A 15,006-nucleotide genomic window follows, 5' to 3' on the forward strand; every position below is an offset into this window, starting at 1 on the left:
CCGTAGATGATGTGATCGCTGTGGTCATCTCATGTTCACATGACCGCAACGGTAACCGCTTGCCGCAGTGAGGCGCTGCTCGTGATGAACCGCGAGGCGTTCGATGCCCACTTCGACCAGACCAGGCTCGACCGGCTCGCCTCGCTGGTGGCACTGCCCGAGCCGATCTGGACGGACGAGCTCGACTCTGCGAAGGCGCGCGCACGGCTCGAGACGGCCGACCTCCTCGTCACTTCGTGGGGCGTACCGCGGCTGACGGCGGACCGGCTCGCCTCGGCGCCGCGGCTCAAGGCCGTCTTCCACGCCGCGGGCAGCGTCCGTTCCCTCGCGGACAGCGTGCTCTGGTCGCGCGACATCGTGGTGACCAGCGGCGCCGACGCCAACGCCGTCCCGGTCGCCGAGTACACGCTCGCTGCCATCATCTTCGCCGGCAAGAAGGCTCCGTTCCTGGCCGCAGACGCCGGTACGGCGTACCAGGGCTGGAGTCAGTTGCAAGGCTTCGGTGACCTGTCGAACTTCCGCCGCACGATCGGGGTCGTCGGCTTCTCCCGGATCGGCCGCCGGGTCGTCGACCTGCTCCGGACCCTCGACGGCGCGACTGTCCTGGTCGCCGATCCCTACGCCGATCCGGCCGAGGTGCAGGCGGCCGGTGCCGAGCTGGTCGAGCTCGACGAGCTGCTGCCGCGGGTCGACGTACTGTCCCTGCACGCGCCCGCTTTGCCGAGCACGCATCACATGATCGGCGCGGCCGAGCTGGCTCAGCTGCCCGACCACGCCACGGTGATCAACACGGCGCGGGGGAGCCTGATCGACTCAGCCGCCCTGGCGGCCGAGTGCCGGATCGGACGGCTGTTCGCGATCCTCGACGTCACCGATCCCGAACCGCTCCCGGCGGACTCGCCGTTGCGCTCGGTCCACAACGTCATGGTCACCCCGCACATCGCCGGGTCCCTCGGCACCGAGATCCATCGGCTGACCGATCACGTGCTCGCCGAGGTCACCCGCTGGCTGGCCGGCGAACCACTGCGGACCCGGATCACCGCCGACGTCTTCCCCCTCACCGCCTGAACCGCCCGAACCCGTCGAACCCGTCTGAACCGCCCGAACCCGCCCGAACCCGCCACCTACGCCGTACCAGAGTCCAAGGAGAACGTCGTGAAGCGACACCTCGTCACCACCATCGCCGGCGCCGCCGCGCTGGCCCTGCTCACCGCCTGCGGAGGTGGCTCGTCCGGGCAGGCCGCCGCCGACGGGCCGCAGACCATCAAGGTCGCGCTCTGGAACTACGCCACCACACCGGAGTTCAAGGCGATCATCGACGGCTTCCAGCAGGCCAACCCGCAGATCAAGGTCGAGCCGGTCGACATCCTGGCCGACGACTACCAGACCAAGCTGACCACGATGCTGGCCGGTGGTGACACCACCGACGTACTGACGATGAAGAACGTCATCGACTACGCCCGGTTCGGCACCCGGGGACAGCTGCTGCCGATGACGGACCAGGCCAAGGCGCTGGACCCGGCGAAGTACTCCGGACTGAAGGCCTACGAGCTGGAGGGCAAGTACTTCGCGCTGCCCTACCGCCAGGACTTCTGGGTGCTCTACTACAACAAGACCCTGCTCAAGCAGGCCGGCGTACCGGAGTCCAAGCTGCAGAACCTGACCTGGGCCGACTACGCCACCTTGGCGAAGAGCCTGACCAAGGGCGACGGCCAGTCCAAGGTGTACGGCACGTACCAGCACACCTGGCGCTCGGTCGTCCAGGCCACCGCGGCCGCTCAGACCGGCGGCAACCTGCTCGGCGGCGACTACGGCTTCTTCAAGGACCAGTACGCGATGACACTGGACCTCCAGAAGAGTGGCGCGCTGTTGCCCTGGGCAACCGCCAAGAGTCAGAAGGTCACCTACAACACGATGTTCTCCACCGGCAAGGCCGCGTTGATGCCGATGGGCACCTGGTACGCCGCGACGCTGCTGGCCGACACGAAGTCGGGCAAGACCAAGGTCGACTGGGGGATGGCGCCACTGCCGCAGCGGACCGCGGACGGCAAGACGACCACCTTCGGCTCGCCGACCGCGTTCGCGGTGAACAAGAACTCCAAGCACGCCGACGCCGCGAAGAAGTTCGTCGAATGGGCCTCCAGCGAGGCCGGCGCCACCGCGGTCGCGAAGGCAGGCGTGACGCCGTCGCTGCAGACCCAGCCGATCCTCGACACCTACTTCGGCCTGCCGGGCGTGCCCGGCGACGCGCTGGCCAAGAAGGCGTTCAAGCCCGACGACGTCGTGCTGGAGATGCCGGTCGGTGACAAGTCCTCCGACGTCGACCAGATCCTGACCGAGGAGCACGAACTCGTGATGACCGGGCAGAAGTCGCTGGACGACGGCCTGGCCGAGATGTCCAAGCGGGTCAAGAACGAGGTCGGCTGAGCAATGACCACCCCTGTGTCCGCCCCTGCGTCCGGGCCCGCGTCCGGGCTTGCCTCCGGCCCGGGGCCGGCCGCCGCGGCCGCGCCGCGGCGGGTCCGGCGTCGCAGCCGGACCTGGGTCGGCTGGAGCTTCATCCTGCCGAACTTCCTCGGCTTCGCCGCGCTGACCCTGGTGCCGGTGATCGCCTCGCTCGTGTTGTCCTTCCTGGACTGGGACTCCTACAGCACGCCCCGCTGGGTCGGGCTGGCCAACTTCGAGCGGATGATCCACAACGACACCTTCTGGACCGCGCTGGAGAACACCGCGTACTACGCCGTCGGGCACGTCCCCCTGACGTTGTGCGCAGCCCTCGGCTTCGCAGTACTGCTCAACCAGAAGCTGAAGGCGGTGCAGTTCTTCCGGACCGCGTTGTTCTTCCCCTACATCACTTCGCTGGTCGCGGTGGCGGTGGTGTGGAACATGCTGCTCAGCCCGGACATGGGCCCGGTGAACCAGTTCCTGCGGGCGGTCGGCATCGACCACCCGCCGGGCTGGACCACCTCGACCACCTGGGCGATGCCCGCGGTGATCGTGGCCAGCGTGTGGCGCGACCTCGGCTACTACATGATCCTGTACCTCGCCGGGCTGCAGACGATCCCGGCCGAGTTGTACGAGGCGGCCGAGGTCGACGGGGCGAGCGGCTGGCAGCGGTTCCGCCACATCACGCTGCCGTCGCTGCGGCCGACCACGTTCTTCGTGCTGATCATGCTGACCATCTCCAGTTTCAAGGTGTTCGACCTGATCCAGGTGATGACCGAGGGCGGCCCGGGCCGCGCGACGCTGGTGCTGTCGCAGGTGATCTACCGCGAGGGCATCGTCCAGGGCCGGTTCGGCTACTCGTCGGCGGTGTCGATGGTGCTGTTCGTGATCGTGCTGACGATCACCATGGTCCAGTTCCGGCTGCAGCGAAGGAGCGAGCGATGACCTTGACGATCTCACCACCGGCGACGCCGGAGACGCCGCTCACCGAGCCGCGGCGGCCGCTTCGCCGGACGGGGTTCTCGGTACGGCGTACGCTCGCCTACCTGCTGCTCGGGCTGCTCTCGGTGGCGGTCCTGGTGCCGTTCGCCTGGATGGTCTCGTCGTCGCTGAAGCTCGACGCGGACGTCTTCAGCGTGCCGGTCCGATGGATCCCGGCCGAGTTCCACTGGCAGAACTTCACCTCGATCTGGTCGCGGATCCCGCTGCTCACGTATCTGCGCAACTCGGTGTTCCTCAGCCTGACGATCACCGCGTTGCAGGTGCTGACCGGAAGCTTCGCGGCGTACGGGTTCGCGAAGGTGCGGTTCCCGGGCCGGGACGCGTTGTTCCTCGCCTACATCGCGACGATCGCGGTGCCCTGGCAGGCGTACATGGTTCCGCAGTACGTGATCATGCAGAAGGCCGGGCTGGTGAACACGCACCTGTCGCTGATCCTGCTGCAGGCGTTCAGCGCGTTCGGGGTGTTCCTGATGCGGCAGTACTACCTGACCATTCCCGACGAGCTGAGCGAGGCGGCGCGGCTGGACGGGCTGAGCGAGTACGGCATCTGGGCCCGGATCATCCTGCCGTTGTCGAAGCCGGCGCTGGCGAGCCTCGCGCTGCTCACGTTCGTCAACACCTGGAACGACTACATGGGACCGTTCATCTACCTGACCGACAACAACCTGTGGACGATCCAGCTGGGGCTGCGCTCGTTCGTCGGCCTGTACGACGCCGAGTACGCGATGATCATGACCGGCTCGGTGTTGTCCGTGCTGCCGATCCTGGTGATCTTCCTGCTCGGCCAGAAGTACTTCGTGCAGGGCATCGCGACGAGTGGGATGAAGTGATTGCCTCGCCGTTGTCGCGGGTGAACGTCCGCGCGGACGCGTGGGACCTGCTCTGGTCGTTCGCGCATCGCGTGCTGGCGGTCAATCTCGTCCTCGCCCTGGCCGGGTCGCCGTTGATGCTGGCTCTCGGTGCCGTCGACGCACCGTTGCGATACCCCTTGTTCTTCGGCCTGCTGGCCCTTCCGCTCGGTCCGGCCGCGGCCGGGGCGTTCGCGTACTTCGCCCTCGACGACCCACGTCCTCCTGTGACTGCGCTGCTCCGCCTCGTCTTGTCGTTCAGTCGGCGCGCGCTCGCTGTGACCTTCATTGCGGCGGCTCTGACGGGCGTGCTGCTTTCAGACCTGAAGGTGCTGGCCGGCCGCCCGCCAGGCGCAGCCGTAGTACCGCTGCTGGTGGTACTGCTGGTGCTTGTCCTCGCCACTTCCCTTACTGCGTTGGTGCTTGTGGGGACCAGGCCGGAGCTGAGAGTCCGGGCACTGCTGCGCCTCGCTGTCTACACCGGCGTACGGGGCTGGCCTCTCAGTCTGTTGTCGCTCGGCGTCCTGGCAGTGGCCCTCGTCATCGTCAGTCAGGTCCCGGTGGCCGGCCTCGCTGTCGTGCCGGGCTGCGCGTTGTGGGTCGTCGCCACGAACAGTTCCTTCCAGCTCCGGCACCTCTCCGCACCGCCCAGTTAGGAGAACGATGAAAGCATCCAGATCGGTCCGCGGCGTCGCCTTGGTGAGCGCTGCCCTCGCAGTACTCGGCCTGATCACGGCGCCGATCAGTTCCGCTTCGGAGAAGTACAGCTCGTTCCGTCCCGGTCTCGAATGGCGCGACACCGACGGCCAGGTCATCCAGGCCCATGGGGGACAGGTCGTACCGGCGACCGACGAGGACGGCCGTCGGATCTGGTACTGGTACGGCGAGGACCGCAGCAACGGGTACTACGACAGCCCGGGTGTCCACGTCTACTCGTCGTACGACCTCTACAACTGGAAGAACGACGGGCTCGCCCTGCGCACGATGAGCTCGCCGGACCAGTTCGACGACAAGTACTTCGGCAAGCTCTACAAGAAGTACTCCGCCGCGCAGAAGGAGATCGTCTGGCGGGACCTGTCGACCAACAGCGTCCGGACCGACGGCTGGGCGAAGCCCTCGATCCTCGAGCGGCCGAAGGTGATCTACAACAAGGCCACCCGCAAGTGGGTCATGTGGGTGCACTCCGACGGGCCTTCGTCGCCGACCAGCACGTCGACGTACGCGCGGGCCGAGGCCGGCGTGGCGATCGCGGACTCGCCGAAGGGCCCGTTCCGCTGGGTGGACTCGTACCGGCTGAACCACGTGCCGACCGATTCCGTGCCCTGGTGCGGCACCGGCTCCTCGTTCGACCCGGCCGGCGGGATGGCGCGGGACATGAACCTGTTCGTGGACGACGACGGTACGGCGTACATCATCTACGCGTCCGAAGAGAACCGGACGATGTACATCTCGAAGCTGAACCACGACTACACCTACCTGTCCGCGCGGCCGGAGAATGCCGTGCAGGGCAAGGACTTCGTGCGAACGCTGGTGTGCAACCAGCGCGAGGCGCCGGCCATGTTCAAGTCCGACGGCCGGTACTACCTGATCACCTCGGGTGCGACCGGCTGGGACGCGAACCCGGCCAGGTACGCGACCTCGGAGAACATCCTCGGCCAGTTCACCGACCAGGGCAGCCCGATCAGCGGACCGGGCGCGGCGAACACGTTCAGCTCGCAGAGCACCAGCGTGATTCCTTACGACCAGAAGCAGAACAAGTTCATCTTCATGGGCGACCGGTGGACGCCGGACTCGCTGGCGACCGCGCCGTACGTGTGGATGCCGATGTCGTTCGGCGAGGGCGGCAGTCTCTCGATCGGCCCGGATCAGGAGTGGCGGCTCGGCGACCTCCCGGCGTACCAGCGGTGGACCGTCGACACGCAGCTTCCCGATCACGTGGCACTGGGGGACACGAGCACGCTGCCGGCCAGTGTGAGTGTCAAGACAGGCTCGGTGTCGAAGCAGGTGGCCGTGACCTGGGACGCCTCGACCGTCGCCCGGCCGGGACCGGCGAACGTCCGCGGCACACTGGCGGACGGGCGGACCTTCACCCGCGCGATCGTCGTGGTACCGCAGGGCCTGCGGTACGCCGTCAACGCCGGTGGCGTGGCGACCACGGACTGGCAGACCCTGACGAAGGCGGCCGGGTCGCTGTTGAACTCGAGCCCTGAGCAGCCGCTCGGGGTGGATCCGGCGACGGGGAAGACCTGGGGTTACACCGGCGCGAGTGCACCCGCCGGTCCGGCGAGCGGCGATCTCTACAGCACGCTGCGGTACGCCAAGAACCACGAGCCGCTCGTCTACACCTTCGAAGGGCTCGAGCCGGGAACCTACACCGTGCACGCGGGCTATTTCGATCCGTGGCCGTGGGCGAACCGTGCCGCGCAGGTGACGATCAACGGTTCGGTCGTCGACCAGCAACGCCTCTTCACGGGAACCAACGAGGCGGCGGCTTACCACGACGTACCGGTCGGTCCCGACGGCAAGGTCACCGTCACGATCGCCCCGACCCGCTCACCGGACATCCAGGTCAGCTGGTTGATGATCGCGCGCAGCTGAGCCGGCGGACCGGATTCGACGAAGGCGAATCGTCAGCGATGGGATGACGGAACTACTTGTCATCGTTTTGATGACTTGCTATAAGGGAAGTGCGTGTTGACACCACCGTGGAAATCGAGTTTCAGGAGGTGTAAGGACGATGTTGATGCGCACTGACCCGTTCCGTGAGTTCGACCGGCTGGCCCAGCAGTTCTTCGGCAGCCAGGCACCGGGCACGTGGTCGCGGCCGACCCCGATGCCGATGGACGCCTACCGCCACGGCGACGAGTACGTCGTCTCCTTCGATCTGCCCGGTATCTCGCCGGACGCCATCGAGCTCGACGTCGAACGCAACGTCCTCACGGTGAAGGCCGAACGCCGGCCGCTCGAGCTCGGCGACGACGTCGAGGTCCAGGTCGCCGAACGCCCGCTCGGGGCGTTCTCGCGGCAGCTGTTCCTCGGCGACACCCTCGACGCGGACAACATCCAGGCGAACTACGAGGCCGGCGTCCTCACCTTGAAGATCCCGGTCGCCGAGCAGGCGAAACCGCGCAAGATCTCGATCACCGCGACCGACAGCGGTGACCGCAAGGAGATCAACGCCTGAGGAGGCCTCCAGGCAGTCGCATGCTGTTGATGGGGTGAGATCGATGACGGCAATCCACCAGCGGACACCGGTCGACGAGGTCTTCCTCGACCTCGTGCTCGACGACAGCGACCTGCTGCGGGCCGAGTTCGACGCCTTGATCACCGCCTGCTGGGAGACGCCGTGCCAACCGCCCCGGCGCAAGCTGTGTCCACCGGTCGGCGGCTGGGCCGCGCCACGACCGGCCGCCCGATCGCAGCGTGACGGTTTCCTGCCGACGGACATGTCGCCGGCGCGTCCGCCGCGGGGCCGGCAGCGTGGTCCTCCGCTCGCTCACCTGGTTTGACCGATTCGGAGGAGGTGAGGAGATCCGACAACTTCGATGCCATTGACCCGGTGATGCGGCCCTTCGAGCCGCATCACCCTGGTCCTCTCGGTGGAGCAGGGACATGGAACTGTCTGAGTTTGCTGAACTGATGACGACCGTCGCCGACTCGTTGCGTCAGCAGGGCGATGTCGACAGCACCCTCGCGCTGATCACCGCCGGCGCTGTGGAGGCAATCCCCGGTGTGACCCACGCCAGCCTCTCGGTGGCCGGCAAGAACGGCACGATCCAGACCCTGACTCCCACGGACGAGGTCGCCGACCTCGCCGACCGTACGCAGTACGAACTCCGGCAAGGGCCGTGCGTCGAGGCCGCGCTGAACGCGCAGGTGGTCCAGGCCGACGACCTGGGGAGCGATTCCCGCTGGCCGCTGTACGGGCCGAAGGCCGCCGACCTCGGCCTGCGGTCCCAACTGTCGTTCCAGTTCCGCGCCGATCCGTTGGTCCGCGGCGCGCTGAACCTGTACGCCGACGAGCCGGCGGCCTTCGGACCGGACGCACGCTACCTCGGCGCCATGTTCGCCAACTGGGTGGCGGTGCTGCTCGGCTGGAACAGCCAGGGAACAAGCTTGTCCCGCGCCCTCGAAAGCAGGGGCGAGATCGGGACGGCCGTCGGAATCCTGATGGAGCGCTACCGGCTCGATCAGCAGCGCGCCTTCGCCTTCCTGGTCCGCACTTCCCAGACACAGAACGTCAAACTCCGCGAGATCGCCGCCGGCATCGTCACCCGAACCTCCGCCCATGCGGCTTGATCGCCTGCGTCGGCCTCAGTCCCACTCACCGACGGGCCGATCGGGCCGAACCAGTTCGGCGAACAGCCCGAAGTGGTCGCTGACCCACACACCGTCGACCGGTTCGTCGAACACGATCCGGCAGTCGCGCACGTCGAGCAGTGGTCCGTGGATGCCGGAGCGGACCATGATGTAGTCGATCCGGCGGCCGCGCTCGAGTTTCATCTCCCCGGCCGGCACCAAGGGATTGGCCGGGCTGAAGGTGTGACCGGGTTCGTCGCGGTGTCCACTCTCCCAAGCGTCCTCGTAACGCACACTCAGCTCGTCGAGCGACTGACGGCCGGTCCAGAATCGGATGCTGGCCGCCTGCGCGTCCGCGTCGAAATCACCGAGCAGCACGACCGGGAGATCAGCCCGGACACCGACCAGCTCCTCGATCCAGCGGGCGGCGGTGACGGCTTGGCGTTCGCGGACGTACTCGCTCGTCAGCTGCCAGTTCGGTTTGTAATGAACGACCAGAACGGCCCCGAGCGGATCCGGCGCCTGCACTTCGACCGCGACCACAGCTGCCCATGGCAGGCCGCCCGCCTGCGGGGTGACGTGCAGGTCGAGACTGTGCACGGCACCCAGCGGCCACCGACTTGCCAGACAAGCACCCACCGGGTCGGGTGGCTGCGACGGGTGATCGACGATCGTGTACTCCGGGCCGAGCAGTTCGCGCGCCTGGTCGAGGTGCTCGCTCCGGGTGACTTCCTGCAGCGCCACGACATCCGGCTGCAGAGCTGCGATCCCGGCGCGGAGCACCTTCTCCCGCCGGGGCCCGTCCGCATGATCGCGAGACAAGATGTTGTACGTCAGCACCCGCATCCCGGTCATCGTCCTCCTTCGCCAGCGTCCATCCCTTCTCGACGCTGTCGGTACCCCGTTGGCGCCTACTGCACGCCGGTGCGGGCCGCGCGGAGGATCAGGTCCGCAACCTCGGCTGGCTGAGAGGCGAACACCGCGTGCGAAGCGCCCTCGATGCTGACGACCTCGCCCTTGGCGCGCTCGGCCATGAAGCGATGCGCGGCGAGCGGGATGTTCTTGTCCGCCTCGGCGATCAGGAAGAAGCTCGGGACCGACGCCCAGGCCTGCAGTCCCTCGGCCGGCTCGTTCAGCGCGGCGACGGTGATCGGCCGCTGGGTGGCAGCCATCAGCCGGGTGGTCTCCTCCGGTACGTCGGCGGCGAACTGCCCGCGGTACAACTCCTGCGCCACGTACATGTCCTGGTTGCCGTCCGGGAGTGGCACCGGCCGCAACGTCTCGCCGAGCGAACTGCCCGGGAACTGGCTCGACAATGCCGCCGCGGATTCGCCGGCCTCGGGTGCGAACCCGGCGACGTACACCAGTGCCGTGACGTTCTCCGCACCCGCGCCGGCCTTACTGATCACCATTCCACCGTAGGAATGCCCGACCAGCACGACGGGCCCGTCGATCGTGTCGACCAGCGCCCGCACCTGCGCCGCGTCGTACGCCACCGACCGCAACGGATTCGCCGCCGCGATCACCGTGTGCCCCTCACCCTGCAGCCGCTCGACGACCGGCCCCCACCCGCCCGACTCCGCAAACGCCCCATGCACCAGAACAATCGTCGGCTTGCTGTCGTTCGCCATCACTACCTCCGGTTTCGGTTCCTGTCGCGCTCCTTTGCCAGCTTTATATCCTTAATAATGAACAAACCCCACCCTCACCCCTGAGGCCGGTCACCGAAGTGCGCTGGGCGCGCACTGCTCCACAGGAGTTCGGCTTCAGCCAGGAACTGTGGGAACCAGGTGTCGGCCGGTTGGAGGACGAACTTGGGTTCGCCTGGTGCCTGGAAGGTGTAGTACTCGATGAACAGGGCCGAGTAGTCGGTATGCCGGCCGGCGGCGGCGTCGACTGCGACAAGGCCGAGTGGGATCGGGTGGCTCGTGAGGCGAACTTCGAGCGTTCCACCGGTCGACGCGGCCAACTCGGACAGCAACCGCAGGGCTTGGTCGATCCGCGCCTTGGCGGACTCCAGGGACCGCTCCGCGTAGTACCTCTGGGCCGCGGTCTCGACCGCGTTCGACCTCGGGTCGATCAGCAGGATACGGATGGCGCAGCCTTGCCGCAGCCAGCGCTCGAACTCGGTGTAGTTCTCGACCAGCAACGTGTTGCGCGCGACGCCTGTGATGAGAAGCTCCTTCGCAGCCTTCATCGAGGTCAGCAGTTCGGCGCCGAACGATTGAGTGAACTGGGGGCGTGCGAGTGCGTTCAATCGCCGCCCGGGCGGCGGTGGCCATGCAGTGCCGGCTTCCCACAGCCGCTCGGCCTGACGCGCATAGAAGGTGAACCATGCACCGTCAGCTTCGGCGAAGTGCAGGATCGGTCCAGGCTCGGCAGCGGGTCTCAGTTCGGGGTGCTGGATGGTCACGGTCGCAGAGCCGCGCGCGTTGATGAGGCTGACGCCGATGGGAGGGATGAACTGGGCGACGCGGATCGCCAGGTTGCCTTGCGTGCTGGCCTTGAGCTCGACCAATTCGTCCAGCGTTGTTCTGATCCGCTGCGACAGCAGGGCTGCGCGACCGGTCGGACGCAGCAGGGCTGCTTGCTCGACGAGTTTCTGGTCGGTCGGGTCGACGATGAGGACACGGATGCGTGCGCCACGAGTCAGCGCACGATGGAGGTCGTCGCGTGCGCCCTGGATGGTGCGTGCCATCGCGATGCCGATCAGAAGGAGATCGTCGGCATCGGCTCGTCGGCGGATGAGATCCTCCGGGAAGTTGTGCAGCAGTACGTCGGCAGGTCCGGCGCGGTCGGCGATCTGCGCGACCAGACGCCGGGAGCGGATCTGCGAGATGGACAATGCTGCGAGCAGCGCGAGGATCGCCGAACTGAGCACGCTCATGCTCGCTACGTTCACGATTCCGAGGACTGTGAATACACCGGCTGCGCCGGTCAGCAACCAGAGGTCGAAGTTGTCGTCTGTCAAAGTGCGGTGGGCGGCCCGCAATGAGGCCCGTACGAAACTCACCGCCCCACCGTACGGTCGGTAGGTGTGCTTCGGAGGTCGACGGCGCGTCGTGAGCTCGGCGCCGCACCGGAAACCCTTTCCTGCACGGAATGGAAAGCCCGGGGGCCTTGGGTCTCGCCGCGCCCGTGGGTGCAGGCATGGCCGGCGCGCGCGGGTTTTGAGCGGCGACGGAGGAGCCGCGACCCGGGGTGGGTGGGAGCGCCGACGGAGGAGGTGCGTGGGAAACGAACCGCTGGCGGAAGGTGGTGATCAGGTGGTGGGTTTTTGGTGGGTGGGGAGGTGGACGTGGAGGGTGGTGTTGCCGGGGGTGGAGGTGATGGTGATGGAGCCGTTGTGGTGTTCGGTGATGATGCGTTGGGCGATGTCGAGTCCGAGGCCGGTGCCTTTGCCGACGTCCTTGGTGGTGTAGAAGGGCTCGAAGGCGCGGGCTGCGACTTCGGGCGACATGCCTTCGCCGGTGTCGGTGATCTCGACGACGATCTCGTTGCCCTCGGCACGGGTGTGCAGGCGTAACGTGCCGGTGCCGTTCATCGCGTCGACCGCGTTGTCGATCAGGTTGGTCCAGACCTGGTTCAGCTCGCCGGTGTACGCGTCGATCCGGGGCAGGTCGCCGTACTCGCGGACCACCTCGATCCCGTCGCGGAGTTTGTGGCCGAGGATCACCAGGGTGTTCTCGAGGCCTTGCGTCACGTCGGTGGGCTGCAACGAGGCGCGGTCCATCTGCGAATAGGACCTGACCGCCGCCACCAGGTCGGAGATGCGCCGGGTCGACATCCTCACCTCGGACAGCAACGCCGTCGCGGCGAAGGTGCTCGCCACCCACTCCAGCCCTGGTTCGAAATTGTCCTCATCCAGTACTGCGGCCGCGCGCTCGCACCAGGCGACGTCGACCCCGGCCGCGGCCAGCGGTTGGGCGATCACCCAGTCACGTTCCACGCCGTGCCGCCCGAGCCAGGTGGCCAGGGCGGTCTCCTGATCGGCGATGTCCAGCGGATCCAGGCCGACCGCGGCCGGCTGGATCTCGCGGCGCAGCTTGTCGAGCGCGGTCAGTTGCGGAGCGGAGATCTCTCCTTGGGCGAGGCGGTCGAGCGAGGTGATCAGGGTCTGGCAGACCGCTTCGAGCGCGTCCGCGGCCCGTGTCGCGGCGGCCGCGGGATTGTTGAGTTCGTGCGCGAGGCCCGCGGCGAGAGTTCCCAGTGTGACCAGCGACTGGCGTTGCCGCGCTGTCGCCTCGATGGAACGTGCGGTCCCGTAGACCCCGTTGATCAGGTGACTGCCCAAGGGAAACCAGGCGTCGGTGAGCGTACGCAGTACCGGAGCCGGCACCCGGAGTACGCGGCCTTCCTGCACGCCCCGCCCCGACGCGAGATAGACGCCACGCTCGTCCCACGCTCTGAAGCCACCGGCCCACCGACCCGGTACGTCGAGCCGCCCGACCACCGAGTCCTCGCGGCCGACATGCCGCGACAGTTCGATCGCGCCGTCGATCAGCACCCACCAGTGATCGGCATGGTCGCCTTCGGTGAACAGCTTGACTCCAGGCTCGATCAGTACTTCGGAACCTCCGTCGATCAGCTGCTGCAGTTGCTCGTCGGTCAGCCCGGCGAAGAGCCCGAGCCCGCGGAGGTCGTCGACTCGCATGGCCTACACCGTGGCCAGATAGCGGTGTACGAGATAGACCGACATGGCGCCTTCGCCGACCGCCGAGGCGACGCGCTTCATCGAGTCGAGCCGTACGTCGCCGGCCGCGAAGACCCCGGGCACACTCGACTCGAGCGCGAAGGGGGCCCTCGGCAACCGCCATACCTTGTCGTGGGCAAGCAGTTCCTGACCGGTCACCACGAATCCCTTGTCGTCCCGCAGTACATCGGGGCCGAGCCATTCGGTCCGCGGCGAGGCGCCGACGAAGACGAACAACCAACTCGCCGGGACCTCTTCGACGCGACCGTTGTCCCGGGCGGCGATGGTGATCGCTTCGAGGTGGCCGTTCCCGCGGCAGGCGGCCACCTCACTGCGGCACCGCACGTGGACGTTGGGGGTGGCGGCGATCTTGTCGATGAGATACCGCGACATCGTGGCTTCGAGCGAGGCGCCCCGCACGATCAGTACGACGTTCGTCGCGTAGCGCGCCAGGTTGAGCGCGGCCTGACCCGCCGAGTTGGCGCCGCCGACGAGGTAGACGTCGTCGCCCTGGCACTGGCTCGCGTCGCTCGCACTCACGCCGTAGTACACGCCGCGGCCGGTGAGCTCGGCAAGCCCGGCCGCGTCTAGCCGTCGGTAGGAGACCCCGGTGGCCACGATCAACGCGCGGGCCTCGATCTCGGCCGCGCCCTCGACCTGGACGGCGTGCACCGGGCCCCTGGTCTCGAAGCCGATCACCGAGCGGGCGAGCACCATCTCGGCGCCGAACCGCGAGACCTGGGCGACCGCACGCTGGGCCAGATCCGAGCCGGTCAGTCCTTTGGGGAACCCGAGATAGTTCTCGATCGCCGCGCTCTGCCCGGCCTGTCCGCCCGGCGCCTCCCGCTCGACGATGACCGTGCTCAGGCCTTCGGATGCCGCATAGACCGCGGCGGCCAGACCGGCGGGACCACCGCCCACGATGCAGACGTCGTACAAGGGCTGCTGAGCAGTGGTGCGCAGACCCAGCGCGCCCGCCAGATCGAGAGTTGACGGCGAGCGAAGCGTGTCGCCGTCGGGGATCAACACCAGCGGCAGATCGGCCGGCATCGCCTCCGCCAGTTGGGCGAGTCGCTGAGCCTCGGAATCGCGCTCCACGTCGTACCAGCGGTAGGGCACGTAGTTGCGGGCGAGGAACGTCTTCAGTTCGTGGCTGCGATCGGACCAGCGGTTGCCGATCACCCGGACGTCGGAGGTGTGGTCGGGATTGGCCTGGCGCCAGTCGTCGAGCAGGTCCTCGACGACCGGGAACAGCCGCTCCTCGGGCGGATCCCACGGCTTCAGCAGGTAGTAGTCGAGGCCGATGTCGTTGATCGCCTTGATCGCCACGTCGGTGTCGGCGTATGCGGTGAGTAACAGGTACTTCGCGCCGGGTGCGTGCCCGCGCGCCTGCTCGAGCAACTCGATCCCGGTCATCTCCGGCATCCGCTGGTCGGCCGCGATCAACGCGACCGGCTGGTTGCGCAGCGCGAGTTTCGCCAGCACCGCAAGGGCTTGCGCGCCCGAGCTCGCCCGGACGATCAGATAGTCGTCACCGTAGCGGTTCCGCAGATCCCGCGAGATCGCGGCGGACACCATGGGATCGTCGTCGACGGTCAGGATGGTGGGTTTGCTCATCTGATCTTCCCCCCGAAACCGAGCCTAACCACCTCGACCGACTTCGACCAGTGGTCGCAGTCGTTGTTCAGGGCTCCTAACCCGAACAGTCCCGGCCGACCG

The 15,006-nt window shown here is 67.5% G+C and carries 14 protein-coding genes; 9 read left to right on the forward strand and 5 right to left on the reverse strand.

What is annotated here, in order from left to right:
• The first annotated feature begins 39 nt into the window (after positions 1-39).
• From EV138_RS31435 to EV138_RS31475, 9 genes are all read left to right on the forward strand, one after another.
• Positions 40-1,068, forward strand: coding sequence for a hydroxyacid dehydrogenase (locus EV138_RS31435; RefSeq protein WP_133983498.1), 1,029 nt, complete (start codon positions 40-42; stop codon positions 1,066-1,068).
• Between the two features lie 87 nt (positions 1,069-1,155).
• Positions 1,156-2,427, forward strand: a complete 1,272-nt coding sequence (locus EV138_RS31440; protein ID WP_133983500.1) for an ABC transporter substrate-binding protein — start codon at positions 1,156-1,158, stop codon at positions 2,425-2,427.
• 3 nt (positions 2,428-2,430) lie between these two features.
• Complete coding sequence (locus tag EV138_RS31445; RefSeq protein ID WP_133983502.1) at positions 2,431-3,390, forward strand: carbohydrate ABC transporter permease; 960 nt, start codon at positions 2,431-2,433, stop codon at positions 3,388-3,390.
• Positions 3,387-4,277, forward strand: a complete 891-nt coding sequence (locus EV138_RS31450) for a carbohydrate ABC transporter permease (RefSeq protein ID WP_133983504.1) — start codon at positions 3,387-3,389, stop codon at positions 4,275-4,277. Before EV138_RS31445 ends, EV138_RS31450 begins: the two co-directional genes overlap by 4 nt.
• Positions 4,274-4,951: a hypothetical protein gene (locus EV138_RS31455; RefSeq protein ID WP_133983505.1), complete on the forward strand. Its 678-nt coding sequence runs from the start codon at positions 4,274-4,276 to the stop codon at positions 4,949-4,951. The genes EV138_RS31450 and EV138_RS31455 overlap by 4 nt, the downstream gene beginning before the upstream one ends.
• Positions 4,952-4,958: 7 nt before the next feature.
• Positions 4,959-6,893, forward strand: a complete 1,935-nt coding sequence (locus EV138_RS31460) for a glycoside hydrolase family 43 protein (protein WP_133983506.1) — start codon at positions 4,959-4,961, stop codon at positions 6,891-6,893.
• A gap of 145 nt (positions 6,894-7,038) precedes the next feature.
• The gene (locus EV138_RS31465) at positions 7,039-7,479 is read left to right on the forward strand and encodes an Hsp20/alpha crystallin family protein (RefSeq protein WP_369410851.1); all 441 of its coding nucleotides are present in this window, start codon (positions 7,039-7,041) and stop codon (positions 7,477-7,479) included.
• Between the two features lie 43 nt (positions 7,480-7,522).
• Positions 7,523-7,804: a hypothetical protein gene (locus EV138_RS31470; RefSeq protein WP_133983508.1), complete on the forward strand. Its 282-nt coding sequence runs from the start codon at positions 7,523-7,525 to the stop codon at positions 7,802-7,804.
• Positions 7,805-7,907: 103 nt separating this feature from the next.
• Positions 7,908-8,594, forward strand: coding sequence for a GAF and ANTAR domain-containing protein (locus EV138_RS31475; RefSeq protein WP_133983509.1), 687 nt, complete (start codon positions 7,908-7,910; stop codon positions 8,592-8,594).
• Between the two features lie 15 nt (positions 8,595-8,609).
• Here the strand turns inward: EV138_RS31475 and EV138_RS31480 are convergent, their stop codons facing one another.
• The 5 genes from EV138_RS31480 to EV138_RS31500 all read right to left on the reverse strand — a co-directional run bounded on the left by EV138_RS31480 (position 8,610) and on the right by EV138_RS31500 (position 14,904).
• On the reverse strand, positions 8,610-9,449 hold the full coding sequence (locus EV138_RS31480) for an endonuclease/exonuclease/phosphatase family protein (protein WP_133983510.1): 840 nt from the start codon (positions 9,447-9,449) through the stop codon (positions 8,610-8,612).
• A gap of 56 nt (positions 9,450-9,505) precedes the next feature.
• Positions 9,506-10,225: an alpha/beta fold hydrolase gene (locus EV138_RS31485; RefSeq protein ID WP_133983511.1), complete on the reverse strand. Its 720-nt coding sequence runs from the start codon at positions 10,223-10,225 to the stop codon at positions 9,506-9,508.
• A 74-nt stretch (positions 10,226-10,299) separates the two neighbouring features.
• Positions 10,300-11,607 carry a hypothetical protein gene (locus tag EV138_RS31490; protein WP_133983512.1) on the reverse strand — a complete coding sequence of 436 codons (1,308 nt, stop codon included), beginning with the start codon at positions 11,605-11,607 and terminating at the stop codon, positions 10,300-10,302.
• Positions 11,608-11,856: 249 nt separating this feature from the next.
• Entirely contained in the window at positions 11,857-13,248 is a 1,392-nt protein-coding gene (locus EV138_RS31495; RefSeq protein ID WP_133983513.1) for a sensor histidine kinase, read from the reverse strand.
• A gap of 3 nt (positions 13,249-13,251) precedes the next feature.
• A complete protein-coding gene (locus EV138_RS31500; protein ID WP_133983514.1) occupies positions 13,252-14,904 on the reverse strand; it encodes an FAD-dependent oxidoreductase in 1,653 nt (550 codons plus the stop codon).
• Positions 14,905-15,006 lie beyond the last annotated feature (102 nt).

Origin of the sequence: Kribbella voronezhensis (assembly GCF_004365175.1) — a bacterium.
Classification (GTDB): Bacteria; Actinomycetota; Actinomycetes; order Propionibacteriales; family Kribbellaceae; genus Kribbella; species Kribbella voronezhensis.